Below are 17,874 nucleotides of genomic sequence, written 5' to 3'. Positions count from 1 at the left end.
AGGTCAAGCTACTTGAGGCCGGCAGCATCCATGCCGCGCAGTTCCTTCTTCAAGTCCGAGATCTCGTCGCGGATGCGGGCTGCCAGTTCGAACTGCAGATCCCGCGCCGCGGTCATCATCTGAGCCGTCAGATCCTTGATCAGGTCGGCCAGTTCGGCCCGCGGCATCGACTTGGTGTCGCGGCCCTCGTAGATTCCCGCGCTGACCGCCCGGCCCGGCTCGCCTTGGGCACGCCGTCCCCTGGACGAGTTGCGTCCCGATCCGCCGACGTCGACGGTCGCCTCGGTGTCGTCGGCCTCGCGGTACACCTGGTCGAGGATGTCGGCGATCTTCTTGCGCAGCGGCTGGGGATCGACCCCGTGCGCCACGTTGTACGCGATCTGCTTGCTGCGGCGCCGGTCGGTCTCCTCGATGGCCTGCTGCATCGAATCGGTGATCTTGTCGGCGTACATGTGCACTTCACCCGACACGTTGCGCGCCGCGCGACCGATGGTCTGGATGAGGCTTCGCGGCGACCGCAGGAAACCCTCCTTGTCGGCGTCGAGGATCGCGACCAGCGACACCTCGGGCAGGTCGAGACCCTCGCGTAGGAGGTTGATGCCGATCAGGACGTCGTACTCCCCCAGGCGCAGCTGCCGCAACAACTCCACGCGGCGCAACGTGTCGACCTCGGAGTGCAGGTACCGCACCCGGATGCCCGTCTCGAGGAGGTAGTCGGTGAGGTCCTCGGCCATCTTCTTGGTCAGCGTCGTCACCAGAACGCGTTCGTCGCGTTCGGTGCGCTTGCGGATCTCGCCGATGAGGTCGTCGATCTGGCCCTTGGTCGGCTTGACGATGACGTGCGGGTCGACCAGACCGGTCGGCCGGATGACCTGCTCGACGAACTCGCCGCCGGTCTGGCTGAGTTCGTACGGGCCCGGCGTCGCCGACAGATACACCGTCTGGCCGATGCGGTCGGCGAACTCCTCCCACGTCAGCGGGCGGTTGTCGACCGCCGACGGCAGCCGGAAGCCGAAGTCCACCAGGTTGCGCTTGCGCGACATGTCGCCCTCGTACATGCCGCCGATCTGCGGCACCGTGACGTGCGACTCGTCGATGACCAGCAGGAAGTCCTCGGGGAAGTAGTCGATCAGCGTCGCAGGCGCAGTTCCCGGACCGCGCCCGTCGATGTGCCGCGAGTAGTTCTCGATGCCCGAGCAGAACCCGACCTGCTTCATCATCTCCAGGTCGTAGTTGGTGCGCATCCGCAACCGCTGTGCCTCGAGCAACTTGCCCTGGCCCTCGAGTTCGGCCAACCGGGCCTCGAGCTCCCGCTCGATGCTCTCGATCGCCTGCGCCATGCGTTCGGGCCCCGCCACGTAGTGCGTGGCCGGGAACACCCGCAGCGAGTCGACCTTACGGATGACGTCGCCTGTCAGCGGGTGCATGTAGTAGAGCGCCTCGATCTCGTCGCCGAAGTACTCGATGCGGACGGCCAGTTCCTCGTATGCGGGGATGATCTCGACGGTGTCACCGCGCACGCGGAACGACCCGCGGACGAACGACATGTCGTTGCGGGTGTACTGCACGTCGACGAGCAGGCGCAGCAGGCCGTCCCGGGGTACCTCCTGGCCGACCTGGAGTTCGACCGAGCGGTCCATGTACGACTGCGGCGTGCCGAGGCCGTAGATGCACGACACCGAGGCCACCACGACGACGTCGCGGCGCGACAGCAGGCTCGACGTCGCCGAGTGCCGGAGCCGTTCGACGTCGTCGTTGATCGAGCTGTCCTTCTCGATGTAGGTATCGGTCTGGGCGATGTACGCCTCGGGCTGGTAGTAGTCGTAGTACGAGACGAAGTACTCGACAGCGTTGTGCGGCAACATGTCCCGAAGCTCGTTGGCCAGCTGTGCGGCGAGCGTCTTGTTGGGCGCCATCACCAGCGTGGGGCGCTGCAGACGTTCGATCAGCCACGCAGTCGTGGCCGATTTGCCCGTGCCGGTCGCGCCGAGAAGCACGACGTCGCGCTCCCCTGCCCTGACGCGACGTTCGAGATCCTCGATGGCTGCCGGCTGATCGCCGGCGGGTTCGTACTCGCTGACCACCTCGAAGCGATTGCCGGCACGCACCATCGCATCGACGGGGCGATGCTCGGAGTGCGCCAGCACAGGGTATTCGGTAGCGAAGGCCATATCACCAGATTAAGCGCGCACCCCGACAAGTTCATTCCCGCCGTACCCCGCGACGGGTTAGCGTGACGCCGTGCGCGAACCGCTGCGAGTCGCCCTACGACTACTCGGCCTACTCCTCCTGCTGTCGAGCCTCGGCTGCGCCGTCGCTCTGATCTGGCCCGGGCCGGGACGCGTGGCCGACCTCATGGGCGTGACCTGCGGCGACGACGGTCTCGGACCGTCGAGCCAGTGCGGTTGGCTCGATGCCGCCAGCCTACTGTGGGCAGGCTTCGCGGGGGGCCTGCTCGCCGGCTTCGTCCTGCGGATGCTGACCCGGCCCGACGGTCATCGGCCGCTCGTCATCGATCTTCGCCAGTACCGCTCGTGACCCCGCCGATCCATCCCCCCAAACGCGAGACCTTCGACGTACGGCACCGCACCAACACCGACCCGAAGGGCATCGTGCGCGAGGTCGAGGTCTACACCGTCACCCCGTGGGGCCTGTACATGGCCCGGCCGGCTCCAGGCCGGGCCCAGTTCCACTACCTGGAGTCGTGGCTGCTACCGGATCTCGACCTCCGGGCAACGGTGTTCCACTTCAACCCGGGCTACGAGCGCGACCAGGACTTCTACCTGGACGTGGGCCGGATCTCGGTCGACGGGGACGTGTGGCGCACCGAGGATCACTACCTGGACCTCGTCGTGCAGACCGGGCACGGCGTCGAACTGGTCGACGCCGACGAACTGGTGGCCGCCGCGTGCGGCGGGCTGCTCGACCAGGAAACGGCGGACCGGGCGATCCACACCGCGGTCGCGACCGTCGACGGTCTCGCCCGGCACGGCTATGACCTGGAGCGGTGGCTTGATCAGCGTGAAATGGTCCTCACGTGGCGCTCGGCGTAAAGTCTGCTGTCATGAGTTTCAGCAAGCGCGGACGGCACGCGGCGTTCGTCGTGACCGTCCTCGCGGTGGGTGCGCAGCTCGCTGCGCCCGTCGCGCTGGCAGACCCCGCGGCACCCCCGCTGCCTGACGTGCAGCAGGAGTCCGCTGCCACCCCGGCCGAAGGCGTCACGCCCCCAGCCGAAGCCGCGGCACCGCAGTTCGGCGAGGGACCGCACAACGTCGTCTACCGCGCACGGGTCGACGGCGTCTCGCGCGGCGCCACGATCACCTACAAGCTCTCCGACACCGAGTTCAACACCGCCGATCCGACGATGGTGCCGGGACGCACCTTCGAGACGACCGGCGTGGTGTCCGATCCTCAGCAGGCCGGCATGCAGGTCGCTATCCAGTGGCCCTACTCCGCGAGCCTGCACTGCGAGATCCTGGTCGACGACCAGATCGTCGCCCAGGCCGACCAGTTCGTGGCGCCCCGCTTCACGCCCCAGCGCAACGACCCCGGCTACGGCGTGCTCAGCTGCGGCTCGGTGGGCAACTTCCCGCAGGGCAACACCGCACCGGTCGACGCACCAGCACCCGCGCCGCCGCTTCCGCAGGCCGACCCCGCCGTCGCTCCGCCAGCACCCGTCGCCTGACGGACTAGGAGGGAGACCAGCCGGTCCGTTCGGCCCAGGAAACCGCGCGACCGTAGGCGTCGGCCAACCACGGCTCCTTGGCGTCGGCGTAGTCGCCGGACGTCTGGTGTCCGGCGTCGGCGATCCGTCTCTTCAGCTCGAGGTACTCGGCGCGCACGTCGCGCTCGGCCCGCAGCCAGTCCCGGAACAGCAGCGCGAACCGCTGGTTCGGCCAGCCCTCGACGCGCAGGTGCACGTTGGTGGGCCTGCCGGGGTCCGCTGATGCATGAAAGCGCTTCTGCCACATGGCCGGCTCGTCGGTGTGGGCCACGTCGGCGACGACCGAGTCGACCCGGGGGTAGCCAGCCGTGGTCAGTGCCGGGCCCAGTTCGTCGGCGACGTCGAGCGATTCGACGGTGACCTGTACGTCGATGACGTCCTTGGCATCGAGGCCCGGCACGGCAGTCGATCCCACGTGGTCGATGCGCAGCGCCCGGTGACCGCAGGACGTGTTGAGCCGGTTGACGATTCGCGTCGCCTGCTCCGGCCATGACGGGTCGGCGGGCACCAGGACCGGTGCCACGCGGGCCGGTTTCCCGGCCTGAAGGTTGTGCGCGAACGGTACGATCCGGTCGTGCCACAGCGCCCGGGCGGCCGCCACCAAGTCCTCGGCGGGACCGGAGTTGTCGAGCCACACGTCGGCGACGGCACGGCGCTGCTCCACGGTCGCCTGGGCGGCGATGCGGGCTCGGGCGTCCGCCTCGGTGAATCCCCGGTGCTCGATGAGCCGCGAGACCCGTAGGTCCTCGTCGGCGTGGACGATGATCACCAGCGGGAACATCGGCGCCATCTGCGATTCGACGAGCAACGGGATGTCCTCGACGATCACCGCGTCCGCCGGTGCGGCGTCGATCAACTCCTGACGTCGCCTGCCGACCAACGGGTGCACGATGCCGTTGAGGGTGGCCCGCTTCGCCTCGTCGCTGAACGCGACCGCCGCCAGCGCGGGCCGATCCAGCGCGCCGTCAGGGCGAAGGATGTCCTCGCCGAAGGCCTCCACCAGCTTCGCGAGCCCCTCGGTCCCGGGTTCGACGACCTCGCGGGCGATGACGTCGCCGTCGACGACGATGCCGCCGAGTTCGGCGAACGTCTTGGACACCGTTGACTTGCCGGCACCGATACCGCCAGACAGACCAATTCGCAGCACGGCACCAGTCTGTCAGGGGTCCCGAAACGGCGAACGCCCCGGCTCCAGGAGCCGGGGCGTTCGTCGTACTGGCCGTGGTTAGGCGTTGCCTGCGAGCTTCTCGCGCAGCGCTGCCAACTGAGCGTCGCTGGCGAGCGTGCCGCCGGTCGACTCCTCCGGGCGGGAGGACGACGAAGACGACGTCGTGCCGGCGTTGGCGGGCCTGCTGGCCGCCTCCGCGTCGGCAGCGGCGAACTTCTCCATCTGCGCGGTGTGCATCTTGTGGCGGCGCTCGGCCTCGGCGTACCGGGCCTCCCACTCGTCACGCTGCTTCTCGAAGCCCTCGAGCCACTCGTTGGTCTCGGCGTCGAAGCCCTCGGGGAAGATGTAGTTGCCCGCTTCGTCGTAGCTGTCGGCCATGCCGTACTTCGACGGATCGAACTCCTCGGTGTAATCCTCGTTGGCCTGCTTGAGGCTCAGCGAGATCCGGCGACGCTCGAGGTCGATGTCGATGACCTTGACCATCGCGTCGTCGCCGACCTGGACCACCTGGTCCGGGACCTCGACGTGGCGCTCGGACAGCTCGGAGATGTGCACCAGGCCCTCGATGCCCTCCTCGACACGGACGAACGCACCAAACGGCACCAGCTTGGTGACCTTGCCGGGCACGATCTGGCCGATCGCATGGGTGCGGGCGAAGTGGCGCCACGGATCTTCCTGAGTCGCCTTGAGCGACAGCGAAACCCGCTCGCGGTCCATGTCGACGTCGAGCACCTCGACCGTGACCTCGTCGCCCACCTGGACGACCTCGGACGGGTGGTCGATGTGCTTCCAGGACAGCTCGGAGACGTGCACCAGGCCGTCGACGCCGCCGAGATCGACGAACGCACCGAAGTTGACGATGGAGCTGACGACACCCTTGCGGATGGCGCCCTTCTGCAGCTGGTTGAGGAACTCGCTGCGCACCTCGGACTGGGTCTGCTCCAGCCAGGCGCGGCGGCTCAGCACCACGTTGTTGCGGTTCTTGTCCAGCTCGATGATCTTCGCCTCGATCTCACGACCGATGTACGGCTGCAGATCGCGGACGCGACGCATCTCCACCAGCGACGCGGGCAGGAAGCCACGCAGGCCGATGTCCAGGATCAGGCCGCCCTTGACGACCTCGATGACGGTGCCCTTGACGGCCTCGTCCTTCTCCTTGAGTTCTTCGATCGTGCCCCAGGCGCGCTCGTACTGAGCCCGCTTCTTGGACAGGATCAGACGGCCTTCCTTGTCCTCCTTGGTGAGGACCAGCGCTTCGACCTCGTCGCCGACGGACACAACCTCTGAGGGGTCCACGTCGTGCTTGATCGAGAGTTCGCGGGAAGGGATGACGCCTTCGGTCTTGTAACCGATGTCGAGCAAGACCTCGTCGCGGTCCACCTTGACGATGGTCCCCTCGACGATGTCGCCATCGTTGAAGTACTTGATGGTCTTGTCGATCGCGGCGAGAAAGTCCTCAGCCGAGCCAATGTCGTTGATGGCTACTTGCGGCGAGGTGATGGAGGGACTTGGCATATGGTGGATGGCTCCGGACAGGTTTAATAGTAGGGACGTATTCATTGCTCCGGCGCGGGTGCGCCGAGATGTCACACAGCACCCGTGATCATGCACATACGAGTACCCATCGAGGGTACTCGACTGAGGACACGCTGGACAAACCCGGTCCCACGCACCGTTACCCTGCACCCGTGCACAACCCTCCGCCTGCCTTGCCGCCGCACCTTCCGATGCCGGCACTGGCACGGCGAATCCGCAAAGTCGGTGCACCGATAGGCGTCCTCATCCTGCTCGGCCTCGTCGCCGGACTGATCGTCATCGGGTTGACCGCGCTCAACCCGGTCGGCACCGCCATCGGGTTCGTCCTGTCCACGGTCGCGATCGCCGTCGTCGTACTGGCCTACGTGTGGCTCGACCGCTGGGAACCCGAGCCTCCGCGTCTGCTGATCCTCGCCTTCCTGTGGGGTGCGTCGGTCGCCGTCATCGTGTCGATCGTGCTCGGCCTGTGGTTCGAGACGCTGGTCAACCCCGGCGCGGTGGAGACCGCGTCGGTCAGCTTCGTGTCCGTCGCCCTGGGGGCGCCTTTGATCGAGGAAGCGGCCAAGGGGGCGTTCCTGCTGGTGATGCTCACGGGACGCCGACGGCACGAGATGAACTCGCTCACCGACTGCCTCGTCTACGCCGGGCTCACCGGAGCAGGCTTCGCCTGGCTCGAGGACATCCTGTACATCGCGAACGGCGAGTCGCTCGGCGACGCGCTGGTGACCGCCGCCCTGCGGCTGATCATGGCGCCGTTCGCCCACCCGCTGTTCACCACGATGTTCGGCATCGGCGTCTACTTCGCGATGCAACGACGCGGCCTGCTGGCCAAGGCGGGTTTCCTGCTGCTCGGGTACGCGGGCGCGGTCGTCATGCACGGGTTGTGGAACGCCTCGTCGCTGATCGGCCCGGAGGCATACTTCGGCGTCTACGTGCTGTGGATGGTGCCGATCTTCGCGCTCGCGATCGTCCTCGGGGTCAACAGCCGCCGCCGCGAGCAGCGCATCGTTTCCGCCAAGCTGCCCGGCATGGTGGCCGCCGGCCTCATCACGCCAGCCGAGGCCACCTGGCTCGGCTCCATGCGAGCCCGCAAGCACGCCGTCGCCCAGGCCCGCGGGATCCACGGCAAACCCGGCGCCACCGCAACCAGTGCCTTCGCCGCACAGGTCGTCGAACTCGCCTTCGTGAAGGACAGGATCGACCGCGGGTTCGGCGATCAACGCGTGCACGCGCTGCTGGCCGAAGAGGCGTACGCCGTGCACGCGTCGCGAGCAGCCGCCCCGACGCTGCAGTGGCTGGCCGGTTACCACGCTCCCGGAGGGTGAGGCTCTCCAGCGCCGTGACGTCGCGGCCCCTCAGTGCGCCGCGGCGTCCCAACTGCGGCCGTATCCCACCGACACCTCGAGCGGAACGTCGAGCGGGTAGGCCCCACCCATCTCCTTGCGCACCAGCTCCTCGAGCGCGTCGTGCTCACCGTCGGCCACCTCGAACAGCAACTCGTCGTGAACCTGCAGCAGCATCCTCGACGTCAGACCGGCCTCTGCGATGGCGTTCTCGACGTTGACCATCGCGACCTTGATGATGTCGGCGGCGCTGCCCTGGATCGGCGCGTTGAGCGCGGCCCGCTCGGCGGCCTCGCGGACGTTGCGGTTGCTGCTGTCCAACTCCGGCAAGTAGCGCCTGCGACCGAAGACCGTCGAGGTGTAGCCGTCCTTGCGAGCCTGATCGACGACGTCGCGCAGGTAGTCGCGGATGCCGCCGAACCGGGCGAAGTACTGGTCCATCTGGACCTTGGCCTCTTCGGTGGAGATCTTCAGCTGCGCCGCCAGCCCGTAGGCGCTCAACCCGTAGGCCAGGCCGTACGACATGGCCTTGACCCGGCGACGCAGCTCGGGCGTCACCTCGTCGATCGGCACGTCGAAGGCGCGGGACGCCACGAACGAGTGCAGGTCCTCGCCGGTGTTGAAGGCTTCGATCAGCGCCTCGTCGCGGGAGAGGTGCGCCATGATGCGCATCTCGATCTGGCTGTAGTCCGCCGTCATCAGCTCGGCGTAGCCCTCGCCGACCACGAACCCGTTGCGGATCCGGCGGCCGTCCTCGGTGCGGATGGGGATGTTCTGCAGGTTCGGCTCGGTCGACGACAACCGTCCGGTCGCGGCGATGGTCTGGTTGAACGTCGTGTGGATGCGGCCATCGGAGGCCACCGAGTTCAGCAGACCGTCGACGGTCACCTTCAGCCGCGTGGCGTCGCGGTGGGCCAGCAGGTGCTGCAGGAACGGGTGCCCGGTCTTGTCGAACAGCGACTGCAGCGCATCCGCATCAGTCGTGTACCCGGTCTTGGTGCGCTTGGTCTTCGGCATCTCGAGTTCGTCGAACAGCACGACTTGGAGCTGCTTGGGCGAGCCGAGGTTGATCTGCTTGCCGATCACCGAGTAGGCCGCCTCTGCCGCGTCCCGGATCAGGTCGGCGAACTGGCTCTGCAGTTCGCCGAGCAGGTTCAGGTCGACGGCGATGCCGCGGGACTCCATCGCAGCGAGCGCCCGCTGGACCGGCAGCTCCATCTGGCCGAGCAGCGACGAGGAGTCGATGCGGGCGAGTTCCTCGTCGAGCGCGTCGGCCAGGTCCATCACGGCCGATGCCCGCAGCAGGAGCGTCTGCACGGCCTGATCGTCGACGCCGTCGGCATCGTCGAGCAGCGAGAGCTGTTGCTGCTCGGGGCCTTCCGCGCGGAGTTCACGGCGCAGGTAGCGCACCGAGAGGTCGTCGAGGGCGAAGCTCCGCTGACCCGGGCGGACCAGGTAGGCCGCGAGCGCGGTGTCGGACGTCACTCCGCGCAGCGTCCAGCCGCGTCCCTCGAGGTCGTGCATCGCCAACTTCGCCTCGTGCAGCGCCTTGGGCGGGCCGGGGTCGGCGAGCCACGACGACAGCGCCGCCTCGTCCTCCGGGCCGAGAGTGCTGGTGTCGATGTAGCAGCCCTCGCCGTCGGCGGCCACGATCGCCAGCGCCGTCGCGTCACCGTCGTACGCCAGGTGGGTCCCGACGACGGCCAGCCCGAAGCGGTTGCCCAGGCTGTGCTCGGACAGCCATGCCGCCAGGGTGCCCGGTTCCAGGACGCCGCCGCGGACGTCGAAGCCGACCTCGACCTCGGGGTCCGCCGACGCGAGCGTCTCGAAGAGCCGGTCGCGCAGCACCCGGAACTCGAGGTCGTCGAACAGGCGGTGGATCTGATCGCGGTTCCAGGGCTGCATGCGCAGCGTGTCGGGGGTCTGCGCGAGCGGGACGTCCTTGACCAGCTGCGTCAGCTCGCGGTTGAGGATCACGTGAGAGACGTTGGCGCGCAACGCATCCCCGACCTTGCCCTTAACCGTGTCGACCTGGTCGACGAGGGCTTGGAGCGAGCCGTACTCGACGATCCACTTCGACGCCGTCTTCTCCCCCACCCCCGGGATGCCCGGCAGGTTGTCGCTGGGGTCGCCGCGCAGCGCGGCGAAGTCCGGGTACTGGGTGGGCGTCAGACCGTACTTCTCGACGACGGCCTCGGGCGTGAAGCGGGTCAGCTCACTGACGCCCTTGCGCGGGTACAGCACCGTCACGTCGTCACTGACCAGCTGCAGCGCGTCGCGGTCCCCCGTGACGATCAGAACGCGGTACCCCTCGTTCTCGGCCTGGGTGGCCAGCGTGGCGATGATGTCGTCCGCCTCGAAACCCGGTTCCGCGAGCACCGTGATGCCAAGGGCGCCGAGCACCTCCTTGGTGATGTCGATCTGCCCCCGGAACTCGTCGGGCGTGGCCGAGCGGCCCGCCTTGTACTCCGGGTACCTCTCCATGCGGAACGTCTGCCGCGACACGTCGAAGGCCGACGCGATGTGGGTCGGCTGCTCGTCGCGCAGCAGGTTGATGAGCATGGCGGTGAATCCGTACACCGCATTCGTGGTCAGACCGCCCTGGGTCTTGAAGTTCTCCGCAGGCAGGGCGAAGAACGCCCGAAAGGCCAGCGAATTGCCGTCCAGCAGCATCAGAGTCGGCTTGGTGTCGGCCGACGGGGTTCCGGCGGCGCGCTGCGGCGCGGTCTTGGCGGGGCTCACGCCCTCACTCTATTCATCGGGTCCGACGCGCAGTCGACGCCGAGCCATCTCGACCAGAACCCGCGCCGCCGGGCTCATCGGCCCGTCTGCACGCCAGGCGAAGACCAGGCGGCCCCGTAGTTCCGGCACGATCGGCAGCACGTGCAGGCCGGGTCGCGCCGTCGCGGCCATCTCCGGGAGCAGCGCGACGCCCAGGCCACGCTCCGCAAGGTCGGCCAATGCAGCCGGCGTCGACGCCTCGAACGCCACCCGGACCGAGACGCCTGCCGCCGCGCACGCCTGATCGAACCGACGGCGGATGCCCGTGCCCGGCGGCAAGGCGATGACGGGCCGTTCCGCCAAGTCTTCGACGGCAATGGTGCGCCGTCGCACCCACGGGTCTGCCGCGCCGACCGCTGCGACGATGCGCTGATCTGTCACCACCTCGGCCGCGAGCCCGTCCGGGAGGTGGTCGGAGACCGACACGATGGCCACGTCGAGTCGCCCCGTGCGGATGCCATCGATCAGCGCGTCGGAGTCGTCGCTGCCCAGCGAGATGTCGACGCCAGGGTGCGCGACGTGGAACTCCGCCAGCAGTGCGGGAAGGTCGACGTCGTGTGCGGTCACCGCACCGATCGCGACCGAGCCACGGACCAGTTGGCCGAGTTCGTCGACTGCGGTGCGCGCGGCGGCGACCGCAGCGAGCGCGGCGCGGGCATGCGGCAGCAGCGCCGAGCCGGCCGCCGTGAGTCGCACCTCGCGCTTGCCCCGATCGAAGAGCGGTTCGCCGAGTTCGCGCTCGAGGCGGGCGATCTGCGCACTCACCGCCGGTTGCGCGACGTGGACGCGACCTGCCGCGCGGGTGAAGTTGGCCTCTTCCGCCACGGCGACCACATATTCGAGCTGACGCAGCTCCATAATCGTTGATTATAGTTTGAGGAGACAACCGCTATTGGACTTATGATGCGGACGCTTCCACGCTGAAGTCATGTCCACGAACCCCAACGGCAGCACCTTCGTCCTGGTCCCCGGAATGTGCCACGGGGCCTGGTGTTTCGACGACCTGGCGGCGTCTCTACGCGAGGCGGGTCACCGGGTACTCGCGGTGACGCTGAGCGGCGTGGCCGAGCGGGCGCACCTGCTCCACGGCGGGGTCAACCTCGACACCCACGTCACCGACGTCGTCGCAGCCATCGAGAACGACGCGCCGGACGGCGACCTGGTCCTGGTCGGGCACTCCTACGGCGGAATGGTCATCACCGGGGCCGCCGACCGGATCGCACGCGCGGACGACGCGTCGGGACGCCGGTGCCGCGTCGACGCGCTCGTCTTCCTCGACGCCGTGGTGGCGCACGACGGCGAGTCGTGTTGGGACGTCGTCGACGAGGACGAACGACGGTGGTACGTCGGGCTCGACGACAGCGGGTTCGGCGTGCCTCCCCTGCCCTTCTTCGACGAGCGGGCCACGGCCCACCCCCTGGCGAGCGTGCTCCAGCGACTGCGGGTGAGCGGCACTCTCGACCGGTTCCGCCGCCTCGAATACGTCTACGCCCTGGACTGGCCCGGAGAGTCCCCGCTTCGGCGCTCGTATGACCGGGTGCGCGACGACCCCCGATGGAACTGCCACGAACTGAACGGCAAGCACAACCTGATGCGCGACAAGCCCGACGATCTGCTGCAGATCCTGCTCGACGTCGCCCGCCGGTGAAACTGCAACACGTTTCAGTTCCGCGCCCATGATCGTTTACGCTGACCGGGTGCCAGGTGATACCGATGCCGCAACGCAACTACCGGCCATCGACGGTTGGTGGAGTCAGGACGATTCAGGCGCCACCTCGCTGATCGCGGGCAAGTGCACACAGTGCAGCACCTACGTCTTCCCCCCGCGGGCCAACAACTGCCCGAACCCCGGATGTGACGGCGACGACCTGGCCCAAGTGCCGATCTCGCGGCGCGGCACGGTGTGGAGTTACACCGAGAACCGTTATCCGCCACCCGCCCCGTATCCCGCACAGGAGTCCTTCGAGCCCTTCGCCATCGCCGCGGTGGAACTCGCCGACGAGGGCTTGATCGTCCTCGGCAAGGTCGTCGACGGGACGCTGGCCGCCGACCTGAAGGTCGGCATGGAGATGGAGCTGACCACGATGCCGCTGTACACCGACGAGGACGGCTTCGTGCGCAGCGTCTACGCCTGGAGGATCGCATGACGCCGGATACATCCCCCCAGTCGCTGCGCTCCGGCCCGCCGGAACCGCTCTACATCCTCGGCGCCGGCATGCACCCCTGGGGCAAGTGGGGACGCGACTTCACCGAATACGGCGTCGTCGCCGCCCGCGCCGCACTGGCCGAGGCCGGACTCGACTGGCGCCAGATCGAATTGGTGGCAGGCGCCGATACGATTCGCAACGGCTACCCGGGCTTCATCGCCGGGTCGACGTTCGCCCAGAAGCTCGGTTGGAACGGCGTGCCCGTCAGCTCGAGCTACGCCGCCTGCGCCAGCGGTTCGCAGGCGCTGCAGAGCGCGCGCGCTCAGATCCTGGCCGGCTTCTGCGACGTCGCCCTGGTGATCGGCGCCGACACCACGCCCAAGGGAGCGTTCGCGCCCGTCGGCGGAGAGCGCAAGAACGACCCGGACTGGCAACGCTTCCACCTCATCGGCGCGATGAACCCGGTGTACTTCGCACTACTGGCTCGCCGCCGGATGGACCTCTACGGCGCGACGTCAGTGGACTTCGCGCAGGTCAAGGTCAAGAACTCCCGCCACGGCCTACAGAACCCAAATGCCCGCTACCGCAAGGAATCCGCGGTCGAGGACGTGCTGGCCAGCCCCGTCGTCTCGGACCCGTTGCGACAACTCGACATCTGCGCGACGTCCGATGGAGCGGCTGCACTGATCGTCGCGAGCAAGTCCTTCGCCGAGAAGCACCTCGGCTCACTGGAAGGCGTGCCGTCGGTGCGCGCAGTGTCCACGGTGACGCCGCGCTACCCCCAGCACCTGCCCGAATTACCGGACATCGCAACGGATTCGACCGCCGTGGTGCCGGGCCCCGACCGAGTGTTCAAGGACCAGATCCTCGACGCGGCCTATGCCGAGGCGGGCATCGGGCCCGAGGACGTCAGCCTGGCCGAGGTCTACGACCTGTCGACGGCGCTGGAGCTGGACTGGTACGAGCACCTCGGTCTGTGCGCCAGGGGCGAGGCGGAGCAGCTGCTGCGCAGCGGGGCGACCACGATCGGTGGCCGCGTGCCGGTGAACCCGTCCGGCGGGCTGGCATGCTTCGGCGAGGCCATTCCCGCTCAGGCGATAGCGCAGATCTGCGAACTCACCTGGCAGCTCAAGGGTAAGGCCACCGGCAGGCAGGTCGAGGGTGCGAAGGTCGGCATCACCGCGAATCAGGGCCTGTTCGGCCACGGTTCGTCGGTGATCGTCGCCCGCTAGCGATTCGTGGAACATTTCCCGCGGTGCGCGCAGGAAATGTTCCACGAATCGCTAGGCGACGCCGAGGTAGGCGGCGCGGATGCTGTCGTCGGAGAGCAGGTCGCGGGCCACGCCCTCGCGGGTCACGCGGCCGGTCTCCAGGATGTAGGCCCGGTCGGAGCGGCTCAACGCCTGCTGGGCGTTCTGCTCGACCAACAGCACGGTCGTGCCCTGGGTGTTGATCTCGGAGATGATCCGGAAGATCTGCGAGATCACCATGGGCGCCAACCCCATCGAGGGCTCGTCGAGCAGCAGCACTTTCGGCCGCGCCATCAACGCGCGCCCGATCGCGAGCATCTGCTGCTCGCCGCCGGAGAGCGTGCCGCCGACCTGACTGCGGCGCTCGGCCAGACGCGGGAAGGTCTCCAGGACCCAGTCCAACCGTTCGCGATGCTCTGAGCGGCTCGGGAACTTCCGGCCGTAGCAACCCATTTCGAGGTTCTCGACCACGGTCATGCCGGGGAACACCCCGCGCCCCTCGGGTGCCTGGATCAGGCCGTCGGTGACCCGGCGGTGCGCCTTGATCCGCGAGACGTCCTGGCCGTCGAACCACACCGACCCCGACGTCAAGGGCCGCAGTCCGGAGATGGCCCGCATCATCGTCGTCTTGCCTGCGCCGTTGGAGCCCAGCAGCGTGACCAGTTCGCCCTCGCGGACGGTCAGCGACACCCCGTGCAGCGCCTGGATGCGGCCGTAGTGGACCACGGCGTCGCGGACCTCGAGCAGAATCGGCCGCGGGTCGGAGTCGGTCGCCGGGATGGTGTCAGGTGAGTTCGTCATCGGGCACTCCAAGGTAGGCGGCGATCACTTTCGGGTCCTCGCGGATGTCCGCGGGCAGGCCGTCGGCGATCTTGCGACCGAACTCCAGGACCACGATGCGGTCGGTGACTCCCATGACCAGGCGCATGTCGTGTTCGATCAGCAACACCGTGTAACCGTCGTCGCGGATCGCCTGGATGAGTTCGATGAGCGCGGACTTCTCGCTCGGGTTGAACCCCGCAGCCGGTTCGTCCAGGCACAGCAGCTTGGGTTCGGTGGCCAACGCGCGGGCGATCTCCAGCCGCCGCTGATCACCGTAGGGCAGGTTCTTCGCCTTCTCCTCGCCGCGATGGGCGATGCCGACGAACTGCAGCAGCGCAGCGGCACGTTCGATCGCGTCACGCTCCTCGCGCCGGTGACGCGGCGTGCGGACCAGAGCCCCGGGTACCGACGTCTTGTGGCGGGCGTCGGTGCCGACCACCACGTTCTCCAGCGCGGTCATCTCACCCCAGAGGCGGATGTTCTGAAAGGTCCTGGCGATGCCGCGGCGAGTGATCTCGTGGCGCTTGATCTTGCCCAGCGGAGCGCCGTCGAACAGCACGGTGCCCGACGTGGGCCGGTAGACCCCGGTGATCGCGTTGAAGCAGGTGGTCTTGCCCGCGCCGTTGGGGCCGATCAGCCCGAGGATCTCCCCGCGCTTGATGTCGAACGTCACCGAGTCCAGTGCGGTCAGACCGCCGAATTGAACGGTCAGGTCCTGGGTGGCCAGCAGCGTCTCGCCCTCGGCGACCAGCACGTCGCGGTGTAGGACGGCGAGATCCTCGTCGATCAACGGTTCGTCGTTAGCGGGCTGATCGGTCATGCCGCCGCCTTCGTCTCGTCGGCGCTGCGCAGCAGCCTCTTGGCCGACTTGCCATACGCCAGGAGCTGCTGGCGCACCGGGAACAGGCCCTGGGGACGGAAGATCATCAACACCACCAGCGCCAGGCCGAAGAACAGGTACTTCAGGTCGCCCATGTTGATGCCCATGAACTCCACGCCCAGGAGGCGGTTGGGCAGGTAGACGATGATGAACGCACCGAAGATCACGCCCAGCTTGTTGCCTTGCCCACCGAGCACCACGGCGCACAGGAACAGCATCGAGTTGATGATGTTGAACGTCGGCGGTGCGACGTACTGCACCTGCCCCGCGTACAGCGCACCGGACAGACCGCCGATCGCGGCGCCGATCACGAAGGCCCACAGCTTGAAGCGGAAGGTGTTGACGCCCATGACCTCTGCGGCGTCCTCGTCCTCGCGGATCGCCACCCAGGCACGGCCGACGCGGCTGCGCTCGAGGTTGCCCACCAGCAGCAGGATGCCGACCATGAACAGCAGGCCCAGCCAGAACCACCAGGTGCCGTAGTTGGCGTCGCCGGCGGAGTTGCCGTTGGAGAACACGCCGTCGGGCAGGCCCTCCTTCTCCCCCACGTGCGGGTACGCGATCTGGTTGAGCCCACGCGGGCCGTTGGTGACGTCGGAGAGATTGTCGGCCATCAGCCGGATGATCTCGCCGAACCCGAGCGTCACGATCGCCAGGTAGTCGCCACGCAGTCGCAGCGTGGGCGTGCCAAGGATCAGTCCCGCCAGCGCCGTGACCGCCATGGCCAGCGGCACGCAGGTCAGCCATGCCCAGTCCGAGCTGAAGAATCCGCTAGGGCTCATCTGGTTCCACGGACTGTCCGGACTGGTCAGAAGGGCCACGGTGTAGGCGCCGACGGCGTAGAAGCCGACGTAGCCCAGGTCCAGCAGACCCGTCTGGCCCACCACGACGTTCAGCCCGATCGCGATGATGGCGATCATCGCGAACTGGGCCATGGTGCCACCGAAGCTGATGCCGGGGGTGTCCAGGAACGCCGGGGTGTACAGCGGCAGGAAGGCCAGCAGCGTGAAGCCGATCGCGCCGACCACCCACTTGTGCGACCGGCCCAGCCCGTCCCACCACTGCCGCAACCCATCTCCGGGTGCCAGCAGGCGTGACGCCGTGGTCGACGTCTTCTTCGTGTCGGTGTCGTCGTGCGCACTCATGCTCGCGCCTTCCCCAGACTCTCGCCGAGTATGCCCGTCGGGCGGATCAGCAGAACCAGCACCAGCAGGACGAACGCCACCACGTCACGCCATTGGGTGCCGAACAACGCCTGGCCGTAGTTCTCCATGATGCCGAGCAACAACCCGCCCAGCAGAGCGCCGCGCAGGTTCCCGATGCCGCCAAGGACTGCGGCGGAGAACGCCTTGATCCCCAGCAGGAAACCGCCCGAGTAGATGATGCCCTGAGGCACCTTCAACGTGTAGAGAAGCGCGGCGGCACCGGCGAGCAGACCACCGATCAGGAACGTCGTCATGATGATCCGCTCGCGGGACACGCCCATCAACGTCGCGGTGGTCGGATCCTGTGCGACTGCACGGATTCCGCGGCCGAACTTGGTGCGGTTGATCGCGATGTCGGTGAGCAGGGCCAGGATCAGCGCAGCCACGACGATCACGATCGTCACGTTCGACACCGCGGCGCCGAAGATCGTGAACTGAGTCTTGGGCTGCACCAGCACGACCGGCTGCTGAGCGTTTGACCCGCCGTACCCGTCGATGATCTGCGGCAGGATGAAGTGCACGAACTCCTGCAGCACGAACGACATGCCGATCGCGGTGATGAGGAACGTCAACGGACGCGCATTGCGCTTGCGCAGCGGCCGATAGGCGACGAACTCCAATCCCACTGCCGCCGAACCCGACACCAGCATCGCGAAGATCATCGCGATCGCCAGATACAGCACCGTCAGCGCGATGCCCTTGTTGTAGGCGTTGCCGCTCGGGGTGAACCCGAGGATCACGTCGAGGCAGAAGTACGCGCCGAACATGCCGAGCATGAAGATCTCGGAGTGGGCGAAGTTGATCAGCCGCAGCACGCCGAACACCAGGGTGTAGCCCACCGCGACGAGCGCGTAGATCGCACCCCAGGACAGCCCGTCGATCGTGAACTGCCAGAAGCCATTCAGCAGATTGTCGACGTTGAAGTTGATGTTGGCGGCAGTACATGCGTACTCGCCAAGACAGTCGGACGGCATCCGGCGGCGGCTCCTCGTGACGGTGGTGTTCGCGTCGTGAACGA

At 67.7% G+C, this 17,874-nt stretch carries 16 protein-coding genes; 7 read left to right on the top strand and 9 right to left on the bottom strand.

Going from position 1 to position 17,874, the window contains the following annotated elements; all coding sequences use genetic code 11:
* Positions 1–8: 8 nt before the first annotated feature.
* Positions 9–2,171, bottom strand: a complete 2,163-nt coding sequence (uvrB, locus tag LOK44_RS18160; protein ID WP_237571476.1) for an excinuclease ABC subunit UvrB — start codon at positions 2,169–2,171, stop codon at positions 9–11.
* Between the two features lie 70 nt (positions 2,172–2,241).
* Here uvrB and LOK44_RS18155 point away from each other — a divergent pair, with 70 nt between their 5' ends.
* The 3 genes from LOK44_RS18155 to LOK44_RS18145 are packed head-to-tail and all read left to right on the top strand — an operon-like array spanning position 2,242 to position 3,685.
* Positions 2,242–2,538 carry a hypothetical protein gene (locus LOK44_RS18155; protein WP_237571475.1) on the top strand — a complete coding sequence of 99 codons (297 nt, stop codon included), beginning with the start codon at positions 2,242–2,244 and terminating at the stop codon, positions 2,536–2,538.
* On the top strand, positions 2,535–3,053 hold the full coding sequence (locus LOK44_RS18150) for a ribonuclease FAU-1 family protein (RefSeq protein ID WP_237571474.1): 519 nt from the start codon (positions 2,535–2,537) through the stop codon (positions 3,051–3,053). Before LOK44_RS18155 ends, LOK44_RS18150 begins: the two co-directional genes overlap by 4 nt.
* An 11-nt stretch (positions 3,054–3,064) precedes the next feature.
* A complete protein-coding gene (locus tag LOK44_RS18145; RefSeq protein WP_237571473.1) occupies positions 3,065–3,685 on the top strand; it encodes a hypothetical protein in 621 nt (206 codons plus the stop codon).
* Positions 3,686–3,689: 4 nt separating this feature from the next.
* On the opposite strand, the gene coaE is transcribed toward LOK44_RS18145, so the two are convergent.
* Together coaE and rpsA are read right to left on the bottom strand one after the other, a co-directional pair.
* Complete coding sequence (gene coaE, locus LOK44_RS18140) at positions 3,690–4,871, bottom strand: dephospho-CoA kinase (protein ID WP_237571472.1); 1,182 nt, start codon at positions 4,869–4,871, stop codon at positions 3,690–3,692.
* A 78-nt stretch (positions 4,872–4,949) separates the two neighbouring features.
* On the bottom strand, positions 4,950–6,407 hold the full coding sequence (gene rpsA, locus LOK44_RS18135; RefSeq protein ID WP_163917618.1) for a 30S ribosomal protein S1: 1,458 nt from the start codon (positions 6,405–6,407) through the stop codon (positions 4,950–4,952).
* 212 nt (positions 6,408–6,619) lie between these two features.
* On the opposite strand from rpsA, the gene LOK44_RS18130 reads away from it, so the two are divergent.
* Positions 6,620–7,753, top strand: a complete 1,134-nt coding sequence (locus tag LOK44_RS18130; RefSeq protein ID WP_237571546.1) for a PrsW family intramembrane metalloprotease — start codon at positions 6,620–6,622, stop codon at positions 7,751–7,753.
* 30 nt (positions 7,754–7,783) lie between these two features.
* Here LOK44_RS18130 and polA read toward each other — a convergent pair whose 3' ends face one another.
* Together polA and LOK44_RS18120 are read right to left on the bottom strand one after the other, a co-directional pair.
* Positions 7,784–10,513, bottom strand: a complete 2,730-nt coding sequence (gene polA / locus LOK44_RS18125) for a DNA polymerase I (protein WP_237571471.1) — start codon at positions 10,511–10,513, stop codon at positions 7,784–7,786.
* 9 nt (positions 10,514–10,522) lie between these two features.
* Positions 10,523–11,410 carry a LysR family transcriptional regulator gene (locus tag LOK44_RS18120; protein ID WP_237571470.1) on the bottom strand — a complete coding sequence of 296 codons (888 nt, stop codon included), beginning with the start codon at positions 11,408–11,410 and terminating at the stop codon, positions 10,523–10,525.
* A 70-nt stretch (positions 11,411–11,480) separates the two neighbouring features.
* On the opposite strand from LOK44_RS18120, the gene LOK44_RS18115 reads away from it, so the two are divergent.
* Genes LOK44_RS18115 through LOK44_RS18105 form a run of 3 tightly spaced genes read left to right on the top strand, consistent with a single transcriptional unit; the run spans position 11,481 to position 13,931 of the window.
* Positions 11,481–12,200: an alpha/beta fold hydrolase gene (locus LOK44_RS18115; protein WP_237571469.1), complete on the top strand. Its 720-nt coding sequence runs from the start codon at positions 11,481–11,483 to the stop codon at positions 12,198–12,200.
* Positions 12,201–12,228: 28 nt separating this feature from the next.
* Positions 12,229–12,699, top strand: coding sequence for a Zn-ribbon domain-containing OB-fold protein (locus LOK44_RS18110; protein WP_372481261.1), 471 nt, complete (start codon positions 12,229–12,231; stop codon positions 12,697–12,699).
* Positions 12,696–13,931, top strand: a complete 1,236-nt coding sequence (locus tag LOK44_RS18105) for a lipid-transfer protein (protein ID WP_237571467.1) — start codon at positions 12,696–12,698, stop codon at positions 13,929–13,931. Before LOK44_RS18110 ends, LOK44_RS18105 begins: the two co-directional genes overlap by 4 nt.
* A gap of 51 nt (positions 13,932–13,982) precedes the next feature.
* Here the strand turns inward: LOK44_RS18105 and LOK44_RS18100 are convergent, their stop codons facing one another.
* Genes LOK44_RS18100 through LOK44_RS18085 form a run of 4 tightly spaced genes read right to left on the bottom strand, consistent with a single transcriptional unit; the run spans position 13,983 to position 17,830 of the window.
* The gene (locus LOK44_RS18100) at positions 13,983–14,750 is read right to left on the bottom strand and encodes an ABC transporter ATP-binding protein (protein ID WP_237571466.1); all 768 of its coding nucleotides are present in this window, start codon (positions 14,748–14,750) and stop codon (positions 13,983–13,985) included.
* Complete coding sequence (locus LOK44_RS18095; protein ID WP_237571465.1) at positions 14,734–15,591, bottom strand: ABC transporter ATP-binding protein; 858 nt, start codon at positions 15,589–15,591, stop codon at positions 14,734–14,736. The genes LOK44_RS18100 and LOK44_RS18095 overlap by 17 nt, the downstream gene beginning before the upstream one ends.
* Positions 15,588–16,796, bottom strand: a complete 1,209-nt coding sequence (locus LOK44_RS18090) for a branched-chain amino acid ABC transporter permease (protein ID WP_237571464.1) — start codon at positions 16,794–16,796, stop codon at positions 15,588–15,590. The genes LOK44_RS18095 and LOK44_RS18090 overlap by 4 nt, the downstream gene beginning before the upstream one ends.
* The gene (locus LOK44_RS18085) at positions 16,793–17,830 is read right to left on the bottom strand and encodes a branched-chain amino acid ABC transporter permease (protein WP_237571463.1); all 1,038 of its coding nucleotides are present in this window, start codon (positions 17,828–17,830) and stop codon (positions 16,793–16,795) included. The genes LOK44_RS18090 and LOK44_RS18085 overlap by 4 nt, the downstream gene beginning before the upstream one ends.
* Positions 17,831–17,874 lie beyond the last annotated feature (44 nt).

Origin of the sequence: Mycolicibacterium lacusdiani, from assembly GCF_021916785.1 — a bacterium.
In the GTDB taxonomy this organism is placed as follows: Bacteria; Actinomycetota; Actinomycetes; order Mycobacteriales; family Mycobacteriaceae; genus Mycobacterium; species Mycobacterium lacusdiani.
The sequence above is the reverse complement of the archived record's forward strand: the minus strand, read 5'-3'. Positions and strand labels throughout refer to the sequence as shown.